The organism is Acholeplasma laidlawii (assembly GCF_015709225.1).
GTDB classification, from domain to species: Bacteria; Bacillota_I; Bacilli_A; order Acholeplasmatales; family Acholeplasmataceae; genus Acholeplasma; species Acholeplasma laidlawii_A.
In genome coordinates this window covers 1-20,047 of record NZ_JADNRS010000003.1, presented here as the reverse complement: position 1 = coordinate 20,047, position 20,047 = coordinate 1, and the positions used below count along the sequence as shown (strand labels likewise).

18 protein-coding genes and 1 riboswitch are annotated in these 20,047 nt (G+C 32.6%); of the genes, 5 read left to right on the top strand and 13 right to left on the bottom strand.

Features of this window, described 5'->3' with window-relative positions; all coding sequences use genetic code 11:
• Window positions 1-7: 7 nt before the first annotated feature.
• The 5 genes from rnr to IY230_RS00085 form a co-directional block, all read right to left on the bottom strand.
• Entirely contained in the window at window positions 8-2,218 is a 2,211-nt protein-coding gene (rnr, locus tag IY230_RS00105) for a ribonuclease R (RefSeq protein WP_269059422.1), read from the bottom strand.
• A gap of 5 nt (window positions 2,219-2,223) precedes the next feature.
• Window positions 2,224-2,859: a hypothetical protein gene (locus IY230_RS00100; protein WP_196369322.1), complete on the bottom strand. Its 636-nt coding sequence runs from the start codon at window positions 2,857-2,859 to the stop codon at window positions 2,224-2,226.
• Window positions 2,860-2,864: 5 nt separating this feature from the next.
• Window positions 2,865-3,233 carry a methylglyoxal synthase gene (locus tag IY230_RS00095; RefSeq protein WP_196369321.1) on the bottom strand — a complete coding sequence of 123 codons (369 nt, stop codon included), beginning with the start codon at window positions 3,231-3,233 and terminating at the stop codon, window positions 2,865-2,867.
• Window positions 3,234-3,408: 175 nt separating this feature from the next.
• Window positions 3,409-4,704 carry a phosphopyruvate hydratase gene (gene eno / locus IY230_RS00090; protein WP_069581209.1) on the bottom strand — a complete coding sequence of 432 codons (1,296 nt, stop codon included), beginning with the start codon at window positions 4,702-4,704 and terminating at the stop codon, window positions 3,409-3,411.
• 125 nt (window positions 4,705-4,829) lie between these two features.
• Window positions 4,830-5,558: an ECF transporter S component gene (locus IY230_RS00085; protein ID WP_196369320.1), complete on the bottom strand. Its 729-nt coding sequence runs from the start codon at window positions 5,556-5,558 to the stop codon at window positions 4,830-4,832.
• A gap of 77 nt (window positions 5,559-5,635) precedes the next feature.
• Window positions 5,636-5,757, bottom strand: a riboswitch (FMN riboswitch).
• Window positions 5,758-6,026: 269 nt separating this feature from the next.
• Here IY230_RS00085 and gpmI point away from each other — a divergent pair.
• Window positions 6,027-7,562, top strand: a complete 1,536-nt coding sequence (gene gpmI, locus IY230_RS00080; RefSeq protein WP_196369319.1) for a 2,3-bisphosphoglycerate-independent phosphoglycerate mutase — start codon at window positions 6,027-6,029, stop codon at window positions 7,560-7,562.
• An 83-nt stretch (window positions 7,563-7,645) separates the two neighbouring features.
• Here the strand turns inward: gpmI and IY230_RS00075 are convergent, their stop codons facing one another.
• On the bottom strand, window positions 7,646-8,338 hold the full coding sequence (locus IY230_RS00075; protein WP_196369318.1) for a metallophosphoesterase: 693 nt from the start codon (window positions 8,336-8,338) through the stop codon (window positions 7,646-7,648).
• A gap of 113 nt (window positions 8,339-8,451) precedes the next feature.
• Here IY230_RS00075 and gcvT point away from each other — a divergent pair, with 113 nt between their 5' ends.
• The 4 genes from gcvT to gcvPB are packed head-to-tail and all read left to right on the top strand — an operon-like array spanning window position 8,452 to window position 12,686.
• Window positions 8,452-9,528, top strand: a complete 1,077-nt coding sequence (gene gcvT, locus IY230_RS00070) for a glycine cleavage system aminomethyltransferase GcvT (RefSeq protein WP_196369317.1) — start codon at window positions 8,452-8,454, stop codon at window positions 9,526-9,528.
• A gap of 18 nt (window positions 9,529-9,546) precedes the next feature.
• Entirely contained in the window at window positions 9,547-9,915 is a 369-nt protein-coding gene (gcvH, locus tag IY230_RS00065) for a glycine cleavage system protein GcvH (protein WP_196369316.1), read from the top strand.
• Between the two features lie 9 nt (window positions 9,916-9,924).
• Entirely contained in the window at window positions 9,925-11,238 is a 1,314-nt protein-coding gene (gene gcvPA, locus IY230_RS00060; protein WP_196369315.1) for an aminomethyl-transferring glycine dehydrogenase subunit GcvPA, read from the top strand.
• Entirely contained in the window at window positions 11,235-12,686 is a 1,452-nt protein-coding gene (gene gcvPB / locus IY230_RS00055) for an aminomethyl-transferring glycine dehydrogenase subunit GcvPB (RefSeq protein WP_196369314.1), read from the top strand. Before gcvPA ends, gcvPB begins: the two co-directional genes overlap by 4 nt.
• A 231-nt stretch (window positions 12,687-12,917) precedes the next feature.
• On the opposite strand, the gene IY230_RS00050 is transcribed toward gcvPB, so the two are convergent.
• From IY230_RS00050 to IY230_RS00020, 7 genes are all read right to left on the bottom strand, one after another.
• Entirely contained in the window at window positions 12,918-13,571 is a 654-nt protein-coding gene (locus IY230_RS00050; protein ID WP_196369313.1) for a deoxynucleoside kinase, read from the bottom strand.
• A 157-nt stretch (window positions 13,572-13,728) separates the two neighbouring features.
• Complete coding sequence (locus IY230_RS00045; protein WP_196369312.1) at window positions 13,729-14,682, bottom strand: ABC transporter permease; 954 nt, start codon at window positions 14,680-14,682, stop codon at window positions 13,729-13,731.
• Entirely contained in the window at window positions 14,679-15,824 is a 1,146-nt protein-coding gene (locus IY230_RS00040; RefSeq protein ID WP_196369311.1) for an ABC transporter permease, read from the bottom strand. The genes IY230_RS00045 and IY230_RS00040 overlap by 4 nt, the downstream gene beginning before the upstream one ends.
• A 2-nt stretch (window positions 15,825-15,826) precedes the next feature.
• Window positions 15,827-17,332 carry an ABC transporter ATP-binding protein gene (locus tag IY230_RS00035; protein ID WP_196369310.1) on the bottom strand — a complete coding sequence of 502 codons (1,506 nt, stop codon included), beginning with the start codon at window positions 17,330-17,332 and terminating at the stop codon, window positions 15,827-15,829.
• An 85-nt stretch (window positions 17,333-17,417) separates the two neighbouring features.
• Complete coding sequence (locus tag IY230_RS00030) at window positions 17,418-18,518, bottom strand: BMP family lipoprotein (protein WP_196369309.1); 1,101 nt, start codon at window positions 18,516-18,518, stop codon at window positions 17,418-17,420.
• Window positions 18,519-18,681: 163 nt separating this feature from the next.
• The gene (locus IY230_RS00025; protein WP_308705575.1) at window positions 18,682-19,524 is read right to left on the bottom strand and encodes an IS3 family transposase; all 843 of its coding nucleotides are present in this window, start codon (window positions 19,522-19,524) and stop codon (window positions 18,682-18,684) included.
• Window positions 19,521-20,047 (bottom strand): helix-turn-helix domain-containing protein (locus IY230_RS00020; protein WP_196369308.1); only part of this gene is annotated, 527 nt, incomplete at its 5' end. The genes IY230_RS00020 and IY230_RS00025, both read right to left, overlap by 4 nt.

Below are 20,047 nucleotides of genomic sequence, written 5' to 3'. Positions count from 1 at the left end.
TTGTGTACTATCTTTTTTTCTTAGGTCCAAATCCTTTTTTACCCCTTATTGGTGCTTTAGATTTAGCGCTTCTAGATTTTCCCATATCTGCCGGATTGGGTTTACGTTTAACCTTAGATGTACTTGTTTTATGTGTTTTATAGTCTTCTGCTTTGTTTTGTGGATCAATTGTAAAGTCGATATTGTTTTCTACTTCATCTACTTTAATGAGCTTTACTCTAATTTTATCACCTAATCGGTATCTCTTACCACGTTCTGTATAAAATAAGAGTGCTTCATCATCATAGATTAAATATTGATTTACGTTTCTAACGTTCACTAATCCTTCAATACCATTTTCTAATTTCACAAAGAATCCACTTGGCATCATAGATACAATTTGTCCATCAAAAGACTGATTAATAAACTGTGTCATATATTGACGACTCTTTAATTTATTGACTTCGCGTTCCATGTTTACAGCTTGACGTTCTTGATTAGACGTATGCTCTGAATATGAAGGCATTAAATCTCTATAGTGTTTCTTTAATTTTTTAAGGGTTTCAGCATCCGGATTATTTAGGATTAAGTCTCTAATCATACGATGTAGTAAAAGGTCTGGATATCTTCTAATTGGCGATGTAAAGTGTGAGTAATACGCACTACCTAGACCAAAGTGGCCAATTGGTTTTTCTGAATATATTGCTTTTTGCATACTTCTTAATAAAATCATATTAATAATATATTCGTAAGGCGTGTCTACAACTTTTTTTGTTAATCTTTGAAGTTTTTGAGCGCTTGATTTAGCACTTTGATCAACTCTAAAACCGAGTTTAGCACTGGATTCAAAAGCAATATCTAATTTTTCTGAGGTAGGCTTTTCATGAATTCGATAAATACCTGGTAAATCATTAAAGAAGAAATGTCTTGAGACTGTTTCATTTGCAAGTATCATGAAGGATTCAATTAATGCTTCTGCCTCATCTGTGGTGCGCTCTTCAACACCTAAAACATCACCATTGACATCTAATACAAATTTAAGTTCTGTAGAATTAAAATCAATCGCACCACGTTCTTGACGTATTTGTTTTAACTTTTGAGCAATCTCATTCATCGTAATTAACATCTTATCTACTTCCTTAAAACCCGTAGATTGATCTTCTTTAAATAGTTGATTCACATCATGATAGGTTAGGCGATGTTTACTTTGGATAATGGATGCATAAATATCATAACTAACCACTTCTATTTCAGGGTTTAATTCCATTTCACAAGTAATCGTATATTTATTTTCATTTGGATTTAAACTACATAAATCATTGCTTAAACCATGAGGTATCATAGGAATCACTCTATCTGCTAAGTATACTGATGTTGCACGATTATAAGCCGCTTCATTTAAATAGCTACATTCTCTTACAAAATATGAGACGTCTGCGATATGAACACCTAGCTTAAAATTACCATTTTCTAAATATTCTAAACTAATCGCATCATCTAAGTCTTTTGCATCTGCACCATCTATTGTTACAACTAATTTATCTGTGATATCTCTTCTTGTTTTACGTTCATAATCATGATCGATTTGGATATGATGTAGTTCATTTAATACTTCTTTACTAAATTTAAGTGGCCATTCATATTCATAAACAATCTTAACAATTTCCATGTCTGGATCGTTTTTATGACCTATAACTTCTCTAAATTTAGTAAATATTCGAGTTCTTGTAACTTCAGTTACATCAAGTAGCACAACATGTCCGTCTACTAGATAATCTGGTACATCTTTCACAATAATTAATTTATTTTGAGCTTCATTCGCATCAAATCTCATCTTCTTATCACTACGTATTTTAACGTCTGCGATTAACTTAGTTAAATTTGAGTGAATAATCTCTTTAATATATGGGTTGTATCCTACAATATCTGCAAGTACAATATCACTTTCCATCGCCCCATTTAAATCAAATAAATCAATAGCAATATCTTTTAAACCTTCTGACATCATTAAAAAAGCGATAGTTCTTTTGATCGTAATTTTTCCTAATGCATAGCGCTTTTTTAATTGGATGTATACTTTATCTATAATATCAAAATACTCTTTATGTGATTCTAATAACTCATCGGTTTTCTCTTTATATACTTCTTTTACAAGTTCATAAGATACTTGTATATTTTTTTGGTCATAAAACCATTTAATAAATTTTTTATTCATGGTGTCAGACACCTCTTTTCTCATTTTTGTTAATTGACTTTAGTATCTGCATCACTTAAACTTTCATAAAACTTGATTTCAGCTAGAGCCATTTGCTTTTCGTTAAGCATTTCATCCTTTTTTTCTTTACGACCAATGATGAGTTGGGAAATAGCTTCCCAAACAATAACCCATACAAAGATAGTAATCACACTATCTATAACGCTTTGCCAAGTTGAATTTATACCTAGTTCATTAAAATTAATTAAGTTAAATCCAATGATTAATAATAAACCTAGTATAAAATAAACAAATATAAATATAAAATCTCTTTTTAGTTTAGATTCCATTGCCTTATAACTAAACCAGTAATATCTTTTTAAGGCTTCTTTAACATATTCTTGGTTAATCATTGATAAGTCTGTAACAATAAAATTAATCACTAATGGATAAATATTAGGAATCGGATCGGCGATTGTATCTAAGTACGTAAATATTTCATTTTTTAATAACATCTTATTAGAATATGGTGAAAAGAGCTGACTGCGATCATTGATGACTACATCAACAATGGCATCACCTTTTTCATCAATATAATCCTTATTAATAAAGTCTTTCACATTTCTTTTTTTACGTCTTTGTTGCTCCATCTTTTGGAGTTCTTTAGGTGTGAACTCTTGTTTCATATAGATTACTTCCCTTTTAAGTGTTTGATAAACAAGTCCGCTGCAGCATTATTAGTTGCTAATGGAACATCATAAACATCGCAAAGTCTTAATAATGCAGATACATCAGGTTCATGTGGTTGTGCAGTTAATGGGTCTCTAAAGAAAAATACTAAATCAAGTTTACCATTAGCAATCATTGAACCAATTTCTTGGTCACCACCTAGTGGACCTGATTTTTTTAAATTTACTTTGAGTTTTGTGTTTTCCATAATACGTTTACCAGTTGTACCTGTTGCGTATAGTGTATGGTTTGATAAATAGTCTTCATGATCTTTAGCAAATTGAATCATTAACTCTTTCTTTTTATCATGTGCAATGAGCGCTATTCTCATATGATTACCCCCATAATGTATATGTTTAATTCTATGTCTATCACTAAATATTATAACATGATAACAGACACTCATCGAAAGAATATGGATTTTATATATAAAATATATATTCTTTCTCTTCTAAATAAAAAGTGCTGCAAATTAATTGCAGCACTTTACGCTTATATTTTAATAATTATTTTTTTAGGTTGTAGAATGAATCTTTACCTAAGTAAACAGCATCTTCACCTAGTTGATCTTCAATACGCATTAATTGGTTGTATTTAGCAACACGGTCTGTACGTGAAGCTGAACCAGTTTTAATTTGTCCTGTGTTTGCAGCAACAGCGATATCAGCAATTGTTGTATCTTCTGTTTCACCTGAACGGTGTGAGATAACTGCTGTATAACCAGCACGTTTAGCCATTTCGATTGCGTCAAATGTTTCAGTTAATGTACCAATTTGGTTTACTTTAACTAAAATTGAGTTTGCTGTATTTGTTTTGATACCTCTTGCAAGATATTCAGTGTTTGTAACAAATAGGTCATCCCCAACTAATTGGATTTTTGAACCTAATTTGTCAGTTAATAACTTCCAGCCATCCCAGTCATTTTCATCCATACCATCTTCAATTGAGATAATTGGGTATTTTTGAACTAATCCAGCATAGTATTCTACTAATTCAGCAGAAGTAAATTCTTCTTTTGTAGATTTTTTGAATACATATTTACCTTTAGCTTTGTCAAAGAATTCTGAAGCAGCTACGTCAAAACCGATAAATACTTCTTCACCAGCTTTATAACCAGCATTTTTAATAGCTTCTAAAATGTTATCGATTGTATCTTCATTAGATGCTAAGTTTGGAGCAAATCCACCTTCATCACCTACTGCAGTTGAAAGACCTTTTTTCTTTAAAATAGCTTTTAAAGCATGGAAGATTTCAGCTCCCCAACGGATTGCTTCTTTAAATGAAGGTGCGCCTACTGGGAAAACCATAAATTCTTGGAAATCGATTGGAGCATCTGAGTGTGCACCACCATTGATGATGTTCATCATTGGAACTGGTAATTGTTTAGCGTTAAATCCGCCTAAGTATTGGTATAATTCAAGGTTTAATAAATCAGCAGCAGCTTTAGCAGCAGCAATTGAAACACCTAAAATAGCGTTTGCACCTAATTTACCTTTGTTTTTTGTACCATCTAAAGCGATTAATTTTCTATCAAGAGCTACTTGATCTAAAACTGAATCTCCTAAGATTGCTGGTCCGATAATGTCATTAACATTTTCAACAGCCTTTAAAACACCTTTACCTAAGTAACGTGATTTATCACCGTCACGTAATTCAACAGCTTCGTGTTCACCTGTTGAAGCACCTGATGGTACTAATGTTCTACCAAATGCACCTGAGTCTGTAACGATTTCAACTTCAACAGTTGGGTTACCACGGCTATCAAGTACTTCTCTAGCATATACGCTTGTAATAAATGGCATATTTTAATTCTCCTTTATAAAATTTTTTATAGAATTTTTCCATCTATATTATACAATAATTAAACCTTTAGTGAAAGTAATGTTGCAATGAAAACGCATACTTACTCTAATTATAGAATATTTAACTAAATCTTTTTATAAACAATTGATAAACGTTTGTATAAAACAAAGGTTAAGAAACTTACCATACCTGACAAAATAATGTTAAACGGTATAACTGCATATAAAATATACAACAACATATAATTTTGTTCATTCACACCCGGTATAACTGTTAACATGCCTAAGACGGCATCAAAACCGTAAAGATTCATATAAAAAGGTAATATGAATAACCAGTTAGATAAAACAGCTGCAATAACCCAAACAAAAACAATTGAAATTGAAGCTGTTCTCGCAGTTCTTTTCGTCTTATTTTTATGATACATTATTGAGGATACTAATACAGTAGCAAGTCCAATAAGTAAGTCGGCTAGTTCTCCTGTACCTAGTGTAGTGGATCCCGGTAACTTCACTATGAACCTTATAATAGCAATAATACTCCCACTAATTGGACCAAACATGAATCCACCAATATAAATTGGAAGTGCTGAGAACTGTATATCCAAAAATTGTGGAATAAATGGCAGTATCCAGCCAAGCGGGAACTTTATGAAATAATAAAGTATCACACTGATTGCAGATAAAATGGATATTGTAACCATTTTTTTCACTCTCTTAGTATGACTTTCTAGTTTACCTTCAACTTTAAAAGCAAAGATAAATAAGATGATTAATGCAATCGCAAAGATAGTAATTAAACTTATCTCTATAATTTGCATATTATTTTGTAGAAACTCTATAATTTGTTGCATGTGGCAACCTCCTTAGTAAATAAAAAGTTACCCAACAAAATAAAGTTCGGGTAACCAAAAATACCTAAAAAAGGAATAATTTTCTTCTCTCATCCAGACTATACTGTCGGTACCTGAATTACACAGGATCCTGCAAATGTAAATTTGCTCGCAGACTTTAACTGCCGGTGAGGAATTGCGCCTCGCCCCGAAGATGATTTAATTGGATTCGTAGAAATTATAACATCATATACAAATATATACCAAAGAAACGATAATTTTAAACTTATTAGAATTTAAATGTGGTTTTAAATATATTAATTATGGGATTTTCACAATCTATATTTAGCATACTTTAGCAGCTTAGATATGCTCATTTTTTACATATTTTTAATATTTTAAAAATGTATGCCCTTTCATATATATAAAATAATTAAACGTTTTACAAAGTATAGTATAATACTATTGAAATAGAAACGAGGTATATATATGAAAGAAAAATTTGCAGCTTTAATTATCATGGATGGTCTTGGTATAGCTCCAGCATCTGATTCAAACTCTGTAACTCTTGCAGATACAACATATTTAGACAACTTACTTAAAGAATATCCAAATAGTACACTAGTAACATCTGGTGAGGCTGTTGGGTTACCAGAAGGACAAATGGGTAATAGTGAAGTGGGTCACTTAAACTTAGGTGCTGGACGTATTGTTTGGCAATCACTTTCTAGAATTAATGTTGCTATTAAAGATGGTTCCTTTTTTAAGAACCAAGCATTTTTAGATGCAGTTGCACATGCTAAGAAACATAATTCTAAATTACACATCATGGGTCTAGTTTCTGATGGTGGAGTACATGCTCAAATGGGACACTATTTAGCATTATATGATTTTGCTAAACAACAAAACATCTTAGATAAAACTTACCTGCATGTATTTACTGATGGCCGTGATACGCCACAAGAATCTGGATATGGTTTTGTTAAAACATTAGTAGATTATGGTTTTAATGTAGCAACAGTTTCAGGTAGATATTATGCAATGGATAGAGATAACAACTGGGACCGTATTCAATTAGCATTTGATGCTATGACATTAGGTGATGGCCCACACTTTAACAGTGCACTGGATGGTATTGAATCTAGTTACAAGAGTGGCATCCAAGATGAATTCATTAAACCATTTATCGTAAACGAAAAAGGTCTTATTGAAAATGATGATGCCGTCATCTTTGCAAACTTTAGACCTGACAGAGCAATTCGTATTGCAACTGCATTATCTAATCCAAGTGCTGCTAAAACAATTTACACAGATGGTAAACCAATGTTAAATGTTTCTAAAGCACCCAAAAACATCTTCTTAGTATCAATGATGCATTATAAAGAAACTGTTAAAGGACCTTTGGCATTCGAACTTCAAACATTTGATGATCTATATGGTGAAGTTATTGAGAAAAATGGTTTCAAACAAATCCGTGCAGCTGAAACAGAAAAATATCCACACGTTACCTTCTTCTTTGATGGAGGTAAAGAAGTACCTTTATCAAACTCAACTAGAATTCTAGCGGAATCACCAAAGGTTCCAACATATGATCTAAAACCTGAAATGTCAGCATATGAATTAACTGATAAAGTTATTGCAGAATTAAAAACAGGCGAGTATCAAACAATGATCCTTAACTTCGCAAACCCAGACATGGTTGGACATACAGGTAATATCGAAGCTACCAAAAAGGCAGTTGAAGTGACTGTTGAGTGTGTTGGTAAAGTTACAGACTTTATCATCAATGAACTTGGTGGTGTAGCAATCATCTTAGCTGACCATGGTAATGCAGAACAAATGCGTGATCAAGAAGGTAGACCACATACAGCACATACAACAAACTTAGTACCAGTTGTAGTAACTAAAAAAGGTATCAAATTAAATAGTGGTGCACTATGTGACGTTGCACCTACATTACTAGATTTATTAGGTATTGAAAAACCTAAAGCAATGACTGGTAAATCATTAATCGAAAAAATATAATCAGTATTTTAAAATATAGATAAAGAAATCCGCCTGGGACAAACCTAAGCGGATTTTTTTATTCAAATACATCTATTTATAAGTTACAACAGTCTATTTCCATCTTCGTCAAAAATTAACACATGAACTTCTTTAGTTAACACAGTATTCGCATCAATGCCTATAAAATTACCCATTTCAAAAATATCATTACTTTCAACACCTAACTCGTAATAATTCATAGCTTTAGCATGGGCATGACCAAATACATAATAATTGTCTTTCGTGTCAAAATGTTTTAAAAAATAGGGTGTAGATGCAAAGTTATATAAATACCATCCTTGTTTATTACTATAGGCATAACCTGCATGGGTAAATATATATTTACCTAACTGAAATTTGTGAATCATGGATTCTAAAAGTGCGATTAAATCCGGAAATCTTTCATTAATAGAATCTCTCATCTTAGGTATTGTGGTTGCATTTTTACTAGCTAATTGGGCTAAGGTATTACCAAAACCGTTTTTTTGAATATTAAATATGCCATCTGAAGTTCCTTTTAAAAAATCCAGTAAGAAATCATCATGATTACCTCTAATCATGATGATTCTATTTAACTTATTAAAATACATCAAATAACCTAATACTTCCAAATTTTCAACACCACGATCAAAATGATCCCCCAAAGATAAAAGTATATGATTTTCATTTTCCATGTCAAAACCGACTTTATGTAAAGCTTCTACTAAGGGTCTTAAGTTTCCATGAATATCAGAAAAGACAAAATACTTTTTCAAACACACACACCTCATAAATTCATTCTAACATTTTAAAGTTTAGATTAGACGATAAAAACTTACTTATCGTTTATAATAGATATATCATAACATAAGGATTAAGGTAATTATTTATGGATAATTTAAAAACAACAAGTTTATATCAAAAACATGTTGATTTGGGTGCAAACTTAATAGATTTTGGTGGATTTCAAATGCCACTATATTATACTTCCATTGCACTAGAACATCATCAGGTTAGAAAAGATGTTGGTATGTTTGATGTATCTCATATGGGTCAAATCCTGATTGAAGGTAAAGATGCTTTAGCTTATGCAAATTATGTGTTATCTTCAACCACCGAGCTAAGATATCAAAACCAATATGCACTCCTTCTTAAAAGTGATGGTGGTATCATCGATGACTTAATGGTTTATCCATTTAGTTCTGATCAAATTTTACTCGTAGTCAATGCTTCAAATATTGAAAAAGATTTTAATCATCTTTCTTCAATAAAACATTCATTTGATATACACTTAAGAAATATCAGTGATAAGTTTAACTGTATTGCAGTTCAAGGTCCAAACAGTTTTAATATTTTAAGTAAATTATTTAGAGATTTACCAAAACATTCATCAGACTTTATGTTTACACATAATGAACATGGTCCATTACTAATTTCAAGATCAGGTTATACAGGTGAAGACGGCTTTGAAATTTATACTTATGATACCTATGCTTCTTTGATTTGGGATGACTTATATAAGTTAGGTGTAAAACCCATTGGTTTAGGTGCTAGAGATACACTTCGATTTGAAGCGGGTATGCCTTTATATGGTAATGAAATGAATGAAACCATAAATCCTATAGAAGCCGGGTTAGGGTTTGCTGTTGATTTTAAAAAGGAAGACTTTATTGGTAAAAATGCATTATTGGCGTATAAAGAAAATCCACTAAGAAAAAATGTTGGATTTGAGTTACTAGAAAAGAATATTGCTAGATCTGGATACGAAATCTATAAAGATGATCAACTTATTGGACAAGTAACCACAGGTTATTTATCCCCTTCTACGAATTTAGCATTAGGATTTGCATTAATCGACATAAATTGCGCTAAATTAGGTACAATCATAGATGTAAAAATTAGAAATAAATTTGTTAAAGCTGTTGTTAGAAACAAAAAATTTATAAATAAAAATAATAAAGTATAGAAAAGGGAGAACATCAACATGAACAAAAACGACGTATTATATTTAGACACACATGAATGGGTATTTATCGAAGGTAATAAAGCTAAAGTAGGTATTTCTTCTTATGCCGCAATGCATTTAGGTGATATCGTATTCTTTGATTTACCATCAGTGGGTCAATCTTTTAAAAAAGGTGATGTATTTGCAGCTGTAGAATCTGTAAAGATCGCATCTGATTTATATATGCCATTATCTGGTAAAGTAGTTGCAGTAAATACTTCCTTAGACCAAGAACCTCAACTGATCAATGAAGATCCATTTGGAAACTTTATTGTAGAAATTGAAATTTCAAATCCTGAAGAAGCAAATTCATTATTAAATGTAACAGACTACGAAGCTACACTCTAGGTAGTATCTATGCATAAATACCTACCACATACTAAACATGATATAGAGCATATGTTGGAAACCATCGGTGTTAAGCATATCGATGATTTAACTTCTCATATACCTAAATCATTAAAATTCAATAAACCTTATGGTATTCCAAATCAATTATCTGATTTGGAACTTACTAAAGAACTCATTGAACTTTCAAGTAAAAATAAACCTCTAACGATATTTAGAGGTTTTGGTGCATATGATGTCTATACACCCTCGATAGTAAAATCACTGACATCAAGACAAGAGTTTTTGACATCCTACACACCTTATCAGCCAGAGGTTAGTCAAGGAACACTTCAATATATATTTGAATTCCAATCCATGATTTGTGAAATAACTGGTATGGATATTACTAACGCAAGTATGTATGATGGACCTACTGCAACTGCTGAGGCTATGTTTATGGCACTTGCAGAAACTAAAAGAAAAAAAGTCCTTCTATCAGAAACACTACATCCTAGAACTATAGAAATCATTAAAACTTATGGTACTTATAGAGATGTTGATTTTGTGATGGTACCCGAATTACATGGTGTTACCCATTTAAGCGAATTAAAGCATCTTGTTACAGATGCTGCAGCATTTATTGTTCAAAATCCAAACAAATATGGTCATATTGAAAATTTGGATGGTGTTGCTAATTTATTACATGAAAATAATGCATTATTTATCTTAAATCAAAACCCACAAAGTTTAGCACTACTTAAAACACCAGAAGCTTATGGCGTTGATATTGCAACAGGAAATCTTCAAAGTTTAGGTATGCCTTTATCCTTTGGTGGAGCTTATGCAGGATATTTAGCAACCACTAAGAAACTCATTAGAAAAATGCCAGGTAGAATTTGCGGGGTAACAACTGATGTTGACGGTAAACGTGCTTTTGTATTAACACTTCAAGCACGCGAACAACATATAAGACGCGCAAAAGCAAACTCTAATATTTGTTCAAATCAGTCTTTAATGGCTTTAAGTGTAGCAATTTACTTATCTAGCCTAGGTAAACAAGGCTTTATTGATATTGCTCAGTTATCTTTAAATGGTGCTTCCTATTTAAAACACGAACTACTTAAACTACCTCTATTTAAAGATCCCTTTAAACGACCTCATTTAAATGAATTTACCTTAAAGTACGAAGGTAATACAAAATCCTTAGATGATTATTTAGTTGAAAACGGATTTCTAGGACCTGTTGATTTAGGTAATGGTTTGTTAACCTTTGCTGTTACTGAAAAACGAAGTAAACAAGAAATTGATAGTTTTGTTAAGGTGATAGGTGACTTCAAATGAAAGCAAAATACTATGACAAATTAATATTTGAAATCTCTAAACCTGGTCGTATTGGTCATAATTTACCAAAAGATAGTTTTCCTCATGTTAAATTACCAAAAGAGTTATTAAGAAATGAAGCTGCGAATTTACCAGAAGTTACAGAGCTTGATGTTGTTAGACACTATACAAATGTATCCCTTAAAAACTTCGGAGTTGAAACCGGTTTTTATCCTTTAGGATCGTGTACCATGAAGTATAATCCTAAAATTAACGATGAACTTGCCACACTACCTGGATTTTCTCAAATCCATCCGCTCCAACCAAATCAAGTGTCACAAGGTTTCTTACAAGTTTACTTTGAACTTGGTAGTTACTTATCTAAAATTACTGGTATGGATGCATATTCATTAAATACTTACGCTGGTGCACAAGGTGAACTCGCAGGGTTAATGATCATTAAAAAGTATCACCTTGATAGAGGTGACTTAAAACGTAATAAAATTATTGTTCCAGATTCAGCACATGGTACAAACCCTGCTTCTGCTACGGTTGCTGGATTTGATGTAGTTGAAGTCAAATCTAATTTAGATGGTACAATTAATGTTGAATCCTTAAAAGAAGCTTTGGACGATTCCGTGGCAGGCTTAATGTTAACTAATCCTAATACCGTAGGGATGTTTGAAAAAGATATCTTAGAAGTTGCTGATTTAATTCATGATTGTGGTGGATTACTCTATTACGATGGTGCAAACCTTAATGCTTTATTAGGTATTGCTCGTCCTGGTGATATGGGTTTTGATATTACTCACCTAAACTTACATAAAACCTTTTCAACACCACACGGTGGTGGTGGACCAGGTTCTGGTCCGGTTGGCGTTAAAACGTTCTTAAAAGACTATTTACCTGGCCCTGTTGTTTATAAAGAAGGTAGTACATATTATTTTGAAACACCAAGAGAAACAATTGGTGCCTTATCTGCCTTTTATGGTAATGCCTCAGTTTACTTAAGAGCTTACGTTTATATTAGAACGCTTGGTGAAGAATATTTAGGTAAAATCGGTCCGCTTGCTACACTCAATGCAAACTATATTAAAGAAAGTTTAAAACACCTATTTAAACTACCTATAAAGGCACACGCGATGCATGAGTTTGTTTTTGATGGCCTAATCGATCAGTCAACTGATATTAAAACCTTAGATGTTGCAAAGCGTCTACTCGATTATGGTATCCATGCTCCAACGATATATTTCCCACTAACCTTTAGTCAATCACTAATGATTGAACCTACCGAAGTGGAAAGTTTAGAAACACTAGATCACTTTATCGATACTATGAAAATCATTGCAAGTGATGCAATTTCAAAACCTGAATTCATCAAAAACGCGCCGCACCACACGGTTGTAAGACGCCTAGATGAAGCAAAAGCCGCAAGAAATCCAATTGTTAAATATAAAGATTTATCTTAATACATAAAAAAAGGAAACTAAGTTAGGGGATTTAAAACTTGGTTTCCTTTTTTATTTAGCTACCTGTTGGAAGATAGCAAGATTTTTCATACCATAACTCTCCTCGCACCTAATATACAATCTTAGTTCATGTTTTATTGGTATAATTTATTTTATCATTTATTTTTCTATAAAAAAACAGCGATACCTAATTCATGGTTTAAGATGAAGTAGGTAACTCTGTTTTCTATTTTATTTTATATCTAATATACTTCTAATTTCGTTAAATACAATCTTACGATGTTCTAAGTTGTGTACCACATTATATTTATCTGTATCTAGAATATATACTTTACTGTGTCTGTAATGATGTTCTAACCAAGCATCATAACCCTTCCATAGAAGTTCATAATAACTTTTAAGACCTTCATCTAATTCAAATGCACGTCCTCTATTTTGGATCCTATCAATTACAGATTCAAAAGACCCTTTTAGATATATCATAAGATCCGGTGCTTTTTTAGGTAAACCTTGGATTTCTTCCATCATATTATCTAGTAATTCCTTATAGATAGAAAACTCTAAGTCATTCATTCTTTCTAGATCATGATTAATCTTTGCAAAATACCAATCTTCATATATGGATCTATCTACAATTGAAAACCCTTGTGCAGCGTGATTCGCTGCATCTTTAAGTGCTTTAAATCTAGAATTTAAAAACCATAATTGTAATAAAAAAGGATAACGTTTCTTTTGGGTTTCTTCTTCTGTTGCTGTGTAATAAAGGGGTAGTATTGGATTATCATCTACACTCTCATAATACATCTTTCCATCAAATTCTTGGGCTAGTGCTTCCCCAACTGAGGTTTTACCTAAACCGATCATGCCGCCAATAACTATTAACATATGCTTCACTTCCTTCACATTCTATTTTAAGTAGTTTAAAGGATAAGTCAACCATGAAAACCATGTAAATGCTATCAAATTCATGTGTTTTTAGTCCTATATAAATAAAGCGTATAACTCGTCTAAATAAGATAAGTTATACGCATATTTTTATAAACTAACGTTTACCCATTTCATAAATTTGACCAATTGCTTTAGGTGCTCTAGAATTTCTTGAAGTAATTGCTAGAACAATCAATGTAATTACGAAAGGTATCATTTGATAAATTTCTGTATCTAGGTCTAAATCTCTTAAGAATCCAATCGCTGAGTACGCACTCGCAATGGTTCTAAAGAATCCGAATACAATCGCTGAAAGTAAGATTCTGCCTGGATGCCAGTTACCAAATATAAGAACGGCAATTGCTAAGAACCCCATACCTGCAACAGTTGCATCAAATGACGCAGAGGTTGTAACAACAAAGATAACACCACCAATACCCGCTAGGATCCCTGATGCAAATACAGATAGATATCTAATTTTATAGATATTAATACCTTGAGCGTCTGCAGCTTGTGGGTTTTCACCAACAGCTCTAATTCTTAACCCTGATTTCGTTTTGTATAGTAAAATCCATACAAATGCCAATATACCAACCGCAATAAATAAACTAATATAAGTTTTTTGGAAAAACCATTCACCAATAATAGGTATATCACCTAAGAATGGTACTTTATCAATTCTAAATGCTGCAGAAAAGCGAATTTGTTGAGCACCTTGAAGGCTACGAGCTGTATAAATTGCAAAAGCAGGTGCAAATAAGTTAATTGCTGTTGCTGAAATTGTTTGGTCTGCATTAAATTTAATTGAGGCAATCGCATGCGTCATCGCAAATAAACCACCAGTAATACCACCTACGACAATACCAATTAAATAAATCAGTTGCATAGGTAATGGATTTGTAGCGTTTTGAAGGTCACGTATAACCCATACACCAACAAATGCTCCAAGTAACATTAAACCTTCTAGCGCAATGTTTGTAACACCACTTTTTTCTGACATGAGTCCGCCTAGTGCAACAATTAAAAGTGGCACTAAACTCACTAAAGTAAGTTGTACGATTAATGTCATTGTTCAATACCTCCTTCAATTTCTGAGGTTGCTGCTTTCTTCATTAATCTCTTAGTTTTTAAGTTTGCAAAGAATAATTGAATCGCAACAGAAATAGATGTTGTATAAACAATTACTGCAATAATAATATCAATAATTTGTTGTGGGAATCCATTAACTTGCATATAGAATCCACCTTGTCTGATATAACTTAAAAAGGTACCTGCAAAGACTGAACCTATTGGTTCAGTTAACCCCAGAAGGGCAACAGAGATACCATCAAAACCTTGTGGTAATAAGTCATAAGTAGTACCTAAGTTTGTACCTATTACTAGGAACTGAATTGCACCACCTAAACCTACAATGGCACCAGATATAAGCATAGATAATACGATATTTCTCTTTGCATTCATACCTGCATAACGACTTGCTTCACGGTTAAATCCTGAAGCCTTAAGTTCATAACCTAGTGTAGTTTTCTTAAAGACATAATACATTAGAACTGCCACTGCAATCGCTATAAATATACCAATATTTGCCTTAGAGTTACCAAATAAAGCGCCTAATCTAGGAAGTTCAGCACTAGCTTGAATGTTTAAAGATTTCGCTGTAGCACCGTTATATACATTGGCTTTAATCAAAAACACTGCAAGGAATGTACCAATATAGTTCAGCATAATACTCGATACAACTTCATTTGTATTTGTAAATGCCTTTAAAATACCTGGAATAGCACCCCAAACTGCACCTGCAACTGTACCTAGTAATAATGCAACCATCCAATGAAATGGTGCTGGAATATTCCATAATACACCTACATGAATAGCAACATAGCCCGCTACGATCATTTGCCCAGATGCCCCAATATTAAATAAGCCTGTTTTAAATGCTACAACCAATGCGACCCCGGTTAAGATAATCGGTGCTGCATGTAATAAAATATCACCTGCAACTTTAATACCACTGCCAAGTCCACCAGTTAATAAAGTAATTAAACCTGGGAAAGCTCCTCCTGGATTAAAGATTAGCATAATAATGAACCCGAAAGAAAGACCTACACCAATCGAAATTAAACTCGGTTTTAATACATTAAATAAGTTTATTAAAATGCGTATTAGTTTATCTTTGAAAGTTACATTTGTTTTATTTTCTTGCTTGTCCATAACTATACGCTCCTTTTAGATCCTGACATATATAGTCCAAGTTCATTGGCTGTGATTTCACTTGTTTTAAATGAACCTGTGATTTCGCCTTCATACATGACTAAGATACGGTCGGATAAGTTAAATATTTCTTCTAATTCATAACTAATTAATAAAACACCACGACCACTATCACGTTCTTTAATTAAGTTTTTATGAATATTTTCAATTGCCCCAACATCAAGACCTCTAGTTGGTTGGAATGCCAATAATAAATCATGTTCACGTTCAATTTCTCTAGCAAGAATAGCTTTTTGTTGATTACCACCGCTCATGCTTCTAGCAATCGTATCAACACTATTGGATGAACGTACATCATAGTTTTCAACTAACTTTTTAGCATGTTCCTCAATAATATCATGATTTAGTATACCGTAAGTCGAGTATGGTTTTTTATAATATTCTTGTAAGACTAAGTTGTCAGATAATTTAAAGTCTAATACTAAACCAAATTTATGTCTATCTTCCGGAATATGAGATAAGCCAGCCTCATATCGTTTACGAATAGGAAGTCTTGAAATATCTTTATCTTTAAGTCTAATCAAACCAGATGAAATTGGTGATAGTCCAGTAAGTGCATTTGCTAGTTCTGTTTGACCATTACCATCAATACCTGCTATACCTACAATTTCACCACTTCTAACTTCAAAGTTAATAGATTTTAGTATATCCTTGCCTTTACCATTAAGTGTAAGTTCTTTTACTTCTAAAATATTTCCTTTTGGATTGAATTTACCCTTATCATATTCTTGGATTAACGGTCTACCCACCATAAGTTCTGCCATCTCTTCAGTAGTAACATCCTTAACATCAAGTGTAGCAATTTTTTTACCACGTCTTAAAATCGTACAACGATCAGAGGACATTTTAATTTCGTTTAATTTATGAGAAATTAAAATAACAGCCTTACCTTCTTTTGCAAAGTTTTTAATAATCTCAATCAATTCATTAATTTCTTGAGGTGTTAAAACAGCAGTTGGCTCATCAAAAATTAAAATATCGCTGTCTCTGTACAGCATTTTAATAATCTCTACTTTTTGTTGCTGTCCAACGGTTAACTCACTAATCTTTTTATCTAAATCAATGTGTAGATTATATTTTTCAATGATCTCCATGATTTTTTTACGCGCATTTTTGTACACGATAAATGAGTTTTTAGTTTCTTCAGATCCTAAAATAATATTATCTAATGCAGAAAATATTTCAACTAATTTAAAGTGTTGATGCACCATACCAATACGGTATTTAGCTGCATCATTTGGATGCTTAATAAGCGCTAATTCATCATTAATAAATATTTGTCCTTCATCTTGTGTGTATAGACCAAAAAGAATAGACATTAAAGTACTTTTTCCTGCACCGTTTTCCCCTAAAAGTGCATGAACTTCGCCTTTTTTAACTTCAAAGTCCACTGAATCGTTGGCAACTAATTTACCAAACCTTTTGGTGATACCTCTCATTATTACCATTATAACGCCTCCAACAATTTTATTTTAAATAAGGGGAACAAATGAATGTCCCCCTTATTTAACGTTAATCTTTTCTAATTTATTATTAAGCTTCTGGAGCAATTTTTGCTGATAAACCAGCAGGCACTTCATAGCCTAAGGCAACAATGAATGCTTCTAATTCTGCAGCAGAAGTTGGGACAGTAATTGTACCAGCTTTTAATGTGTTAAATACAGTTGTATAGTTTGCTTGAGTAAATGTAGCAAATCTTGAGTTAGCCATTGGTAGACCAACTGCATCTGCAATTACATCTAGATTCCAAGTTTCACCACCTGGGAATTCATCATTATAGAATGCTTCTAATGCTTGAATTGCAGCTTGTCCAACACCCTTCATAGCTGATGTTAATACTCTTGGTGAGTTACTTGATTGGTCAGAGTCAACCCCCACAACCCATTTAGGATTTGCTGTTGTTGTATCTTCTTGTGCAGCAGCCATTACTGATGAACCAGCACCACCAGCTGCAGCATGAATTACTTCAACACCTTGTGAGTACCAAGCTGACGCAGTAGTTTTAGTTGTATCACTTGGACCAAATGAACCTAAATATGTGTAATATGTTGGATCATATGCATAATCTGTATCGTTTGCATCCTTAGCAGCTTGATAAGCACCTGCTACCCAACCAATACCGAATCTTTGAACCGCTGGAACAGCGATACCACCCATAAATCCTAATTGATCAAATCCTTCTTTATAAGTTGCATAAGCTGCTAAGAAACCAGCCTGTTCTTCTTTAAAGAAAACTGATAATGTATTGTCTTTGACTACTGTATTATAGTCACCATTGTGTGGTGTTCCATCTAAAATTACGAATTTTACATCTGGGTAAGTAGTTTGTGCTTCAAAGATAGGCACTTCAAAATAGAAACCTGGAGTAATGACGATTTTAGCGCCACCAGCAACTGCTAAGTCGATTGCAGCTAAATAGTCTGCAGTTGATTCACCAGCTGGTTGGTAGTATTTATGAGTTTTGTCATTATCTTTGGCAAAAGCTTTAATACCTTCCCATGTACCTTGATTAAACGATTCATCATCAATATCACCAGTATCAGTGATCATTGCGATTTCATAAGAACTTGGTCCACATGCTGCTAACGCAAAGCCAGCAACAAGTACCATCATTAAGAGTAACAGTTTTTTCATCCTTGATTCTCCTTTGTTTTTATGTTTCTTGGTAGGGCTTTCATAACCCGTTAATATAAGTATACTTTACTTTTCGTCAATTTTCAACAACTAATAAAAATAATGTAAAAAAAAACTAAAATGAACAGCCCCTTGTCAAGTAGACACGGTAAATAGTATAAAATTAGATAGCCATATGCCTATATTCTAAAGGTGTATGGCTTTTTAATTTGCGTTGAATTCTTGCTTCATTATAGAATCTAATGTAATCATCAATTGCTTTTGTGAGTTTTTCAGATGTATCAAAAGTTTCTAAATAATACATTTCAGATTTGATGATGCCCCATAAATTTTCAATTGGTCCGTTATCAATACACTTACCTACTCTAGACATACTTTGCACAATATTGTGTTTATCTAATAGACTTTTAAATGCTCTACTCGTGTATTGATATCCCCGATCACTATGAAACATTGGGTGCGTATTAGGATTGTTTTTTACAGTTTTTTTTAAAGTTGTAAAAACCAGATGATTATCATTTCTATGATGTATATGATAAGCGACTATACTATTATCATATAAGTCTAATATCGCACATAAATACAGTTTTTGACCTGCATAGCCATATTTAAATTCTGTGACATCACTTAACCATTTCTCATTTGGATTAGATGCAGTGAATACTCTATTTAGTTTATTTTCACCAATTTGTTCGGGTTTTGTTTTAACGAAACCTGGACGTTTACGACGGATAATAGATTTTAGGTTATAGGCACGCATTAAACGATAAATATAGTTATCAGAATGATTTGTCCCAGTATACAAGTTGATGTTATCTCTAATACGTCTATAGCCATATCGCTTTTTAAAATGGGTATAGTAGGTTTGTATGGTTTCTAGTGTTTCTTCATTCTTTATTTCATATGCAGGTTTGATTCTGTTTGACCATTTATAGTATGATGATCTGGCGATGCCTAGTAGTTCACAGAGCCATTTGATATCATAAACATCTTTAAAGTAATCTATTGTTTCGTATGTTTCTTGGTTCCTAACCTTGTTAAGTGGGCTCTTGCCTCCAATTCTTGTTTTTTTTTGAAAACTTCTTTGGCTGCCTCGCTTAAATGTAATTCCTTTTTGAGTCTTTCGTTCTCACGTCTTAATTGTTCAATCTCAGATAGTTCCTGAGGTTCTTTTTTTCGACCACGTTTATCATGAAGTCCATTAACACCAAAGGATTGATACTTTTTGTACCAAGTATAGACTTGTTGATAGTTGACATTGAACTTTAGGGCGGTCCCTTGATAATCAAGCTCGTGCTTAATTAAATATTCAACAATTTCAATTCTTTCATCTAAGCATGTTTTTTTGGCCATAATATTGACACCACCTGATCCACTATGAGTAGTTTTAATATTATTATACCCTAATACCCATCTTGCAATTAATGCATAATTACTTATCTTATATTTGACTGCCAGATCACTATAACCACCTTCACCATTTCTATAGGCTTCTATCACTTTATGTTTGAAGGATTCTGAATAACTTT

Coding starts and splice junctions, on each gene's coding strand:
- IY230_RS00100 (WP_196369322.1), bottom strand. CDS start 2,859: ATGAAACAAGAGTTCACACCTAAAGAACTCCAAAAGATGGAGCAACAA.
- gcvPA (WP_196369315.1), top strand. CDS start 9,925: ATGCATAAATACCTACCACATACTAAACATGATATAGAGCATATGTTG.
- IY230_RS00095 (WP_196369321.1), bottom strand. CDS start 3,233: ATGAGAATAGCGCTCATTGCACATGATAAAAAGAAAGAGTTAATGATT.
- IY230_RS00050 (WP_196369313.1), bottom strand. CDS start 13,571: ATGTTAATAGTTATTGGCGGCATGATCGGTTTAGGTAAAACCTCAGTT.
- rnr (WP_269059422.1), bottom strand. CDS start 2,218: ATGAGAAAAGAGGTGTCTGACACCATGAATAAAAAATTTATTAAATGG.
- IY230_RS00035 (WP_196369310.1), bottom strand. CDS start 17,332: ATGGTAATAATGAGAGGTATCACCAAAAGGTTTGGTAAATTAGTTGCC.
- gcvT (WP_196369317.1), top strand. CDS start 8,452: ATGGATAATTTAAAAACAACAAGTTTATATCAAAAACATGTTGATTTG.
- gpmI (WP_196369319.1), top strand. CDS start 6,027: ATGAAAGAAAAATTTGCAGCTTTAATTATCATGGATGGTCTTGGTATA.
- IY230_RS00030 (WP_196369309.1), bottom strand. CDS start 18,518: ATGAAAAAACTGTTACTCTTAATGATGGTACTTGTTGCTGGCTTTGCG.
- IY230_RS00040 (WP_196369311.1), bottom strand. CDS start 15,824: ATGGACAAGCAAGAAAATAAAACAAATGTAACTTTCAAAGATAAACTA.
- gcvH (WP_196369316.1), top strand. CDS start 9,547: ATGAACAAAAACGACGTATTATATTTAGACACACATGAATGGGTATTT.
- IY230_RS00045 (WP_196369312.1), bottom strand. CDS start 14,682: ATGACATTAATCGTACAACTTACTTTAGTGAGTTTAGTGCCACTTTTA.
- eno (WP_069581209.1), bottom strand. CDS start 4,704: ATGCCATTTATTACAAGCGTATATGCTAGAGAAGTACTTGATAGCCGT.
- IY230_RS00085 (WP_196369320.1), bottom strand. CDS start 5,558: ATGCAACAAATTATAGAGTTTCTACAAAATAATATGCAAATTATAGAG.
- gcvPB (WP_196369314.1), top strand. CDS start 11,235: ATGAAAGCAAAATACTATGACAAATTAATATTTGAAATCTCTAAACCT.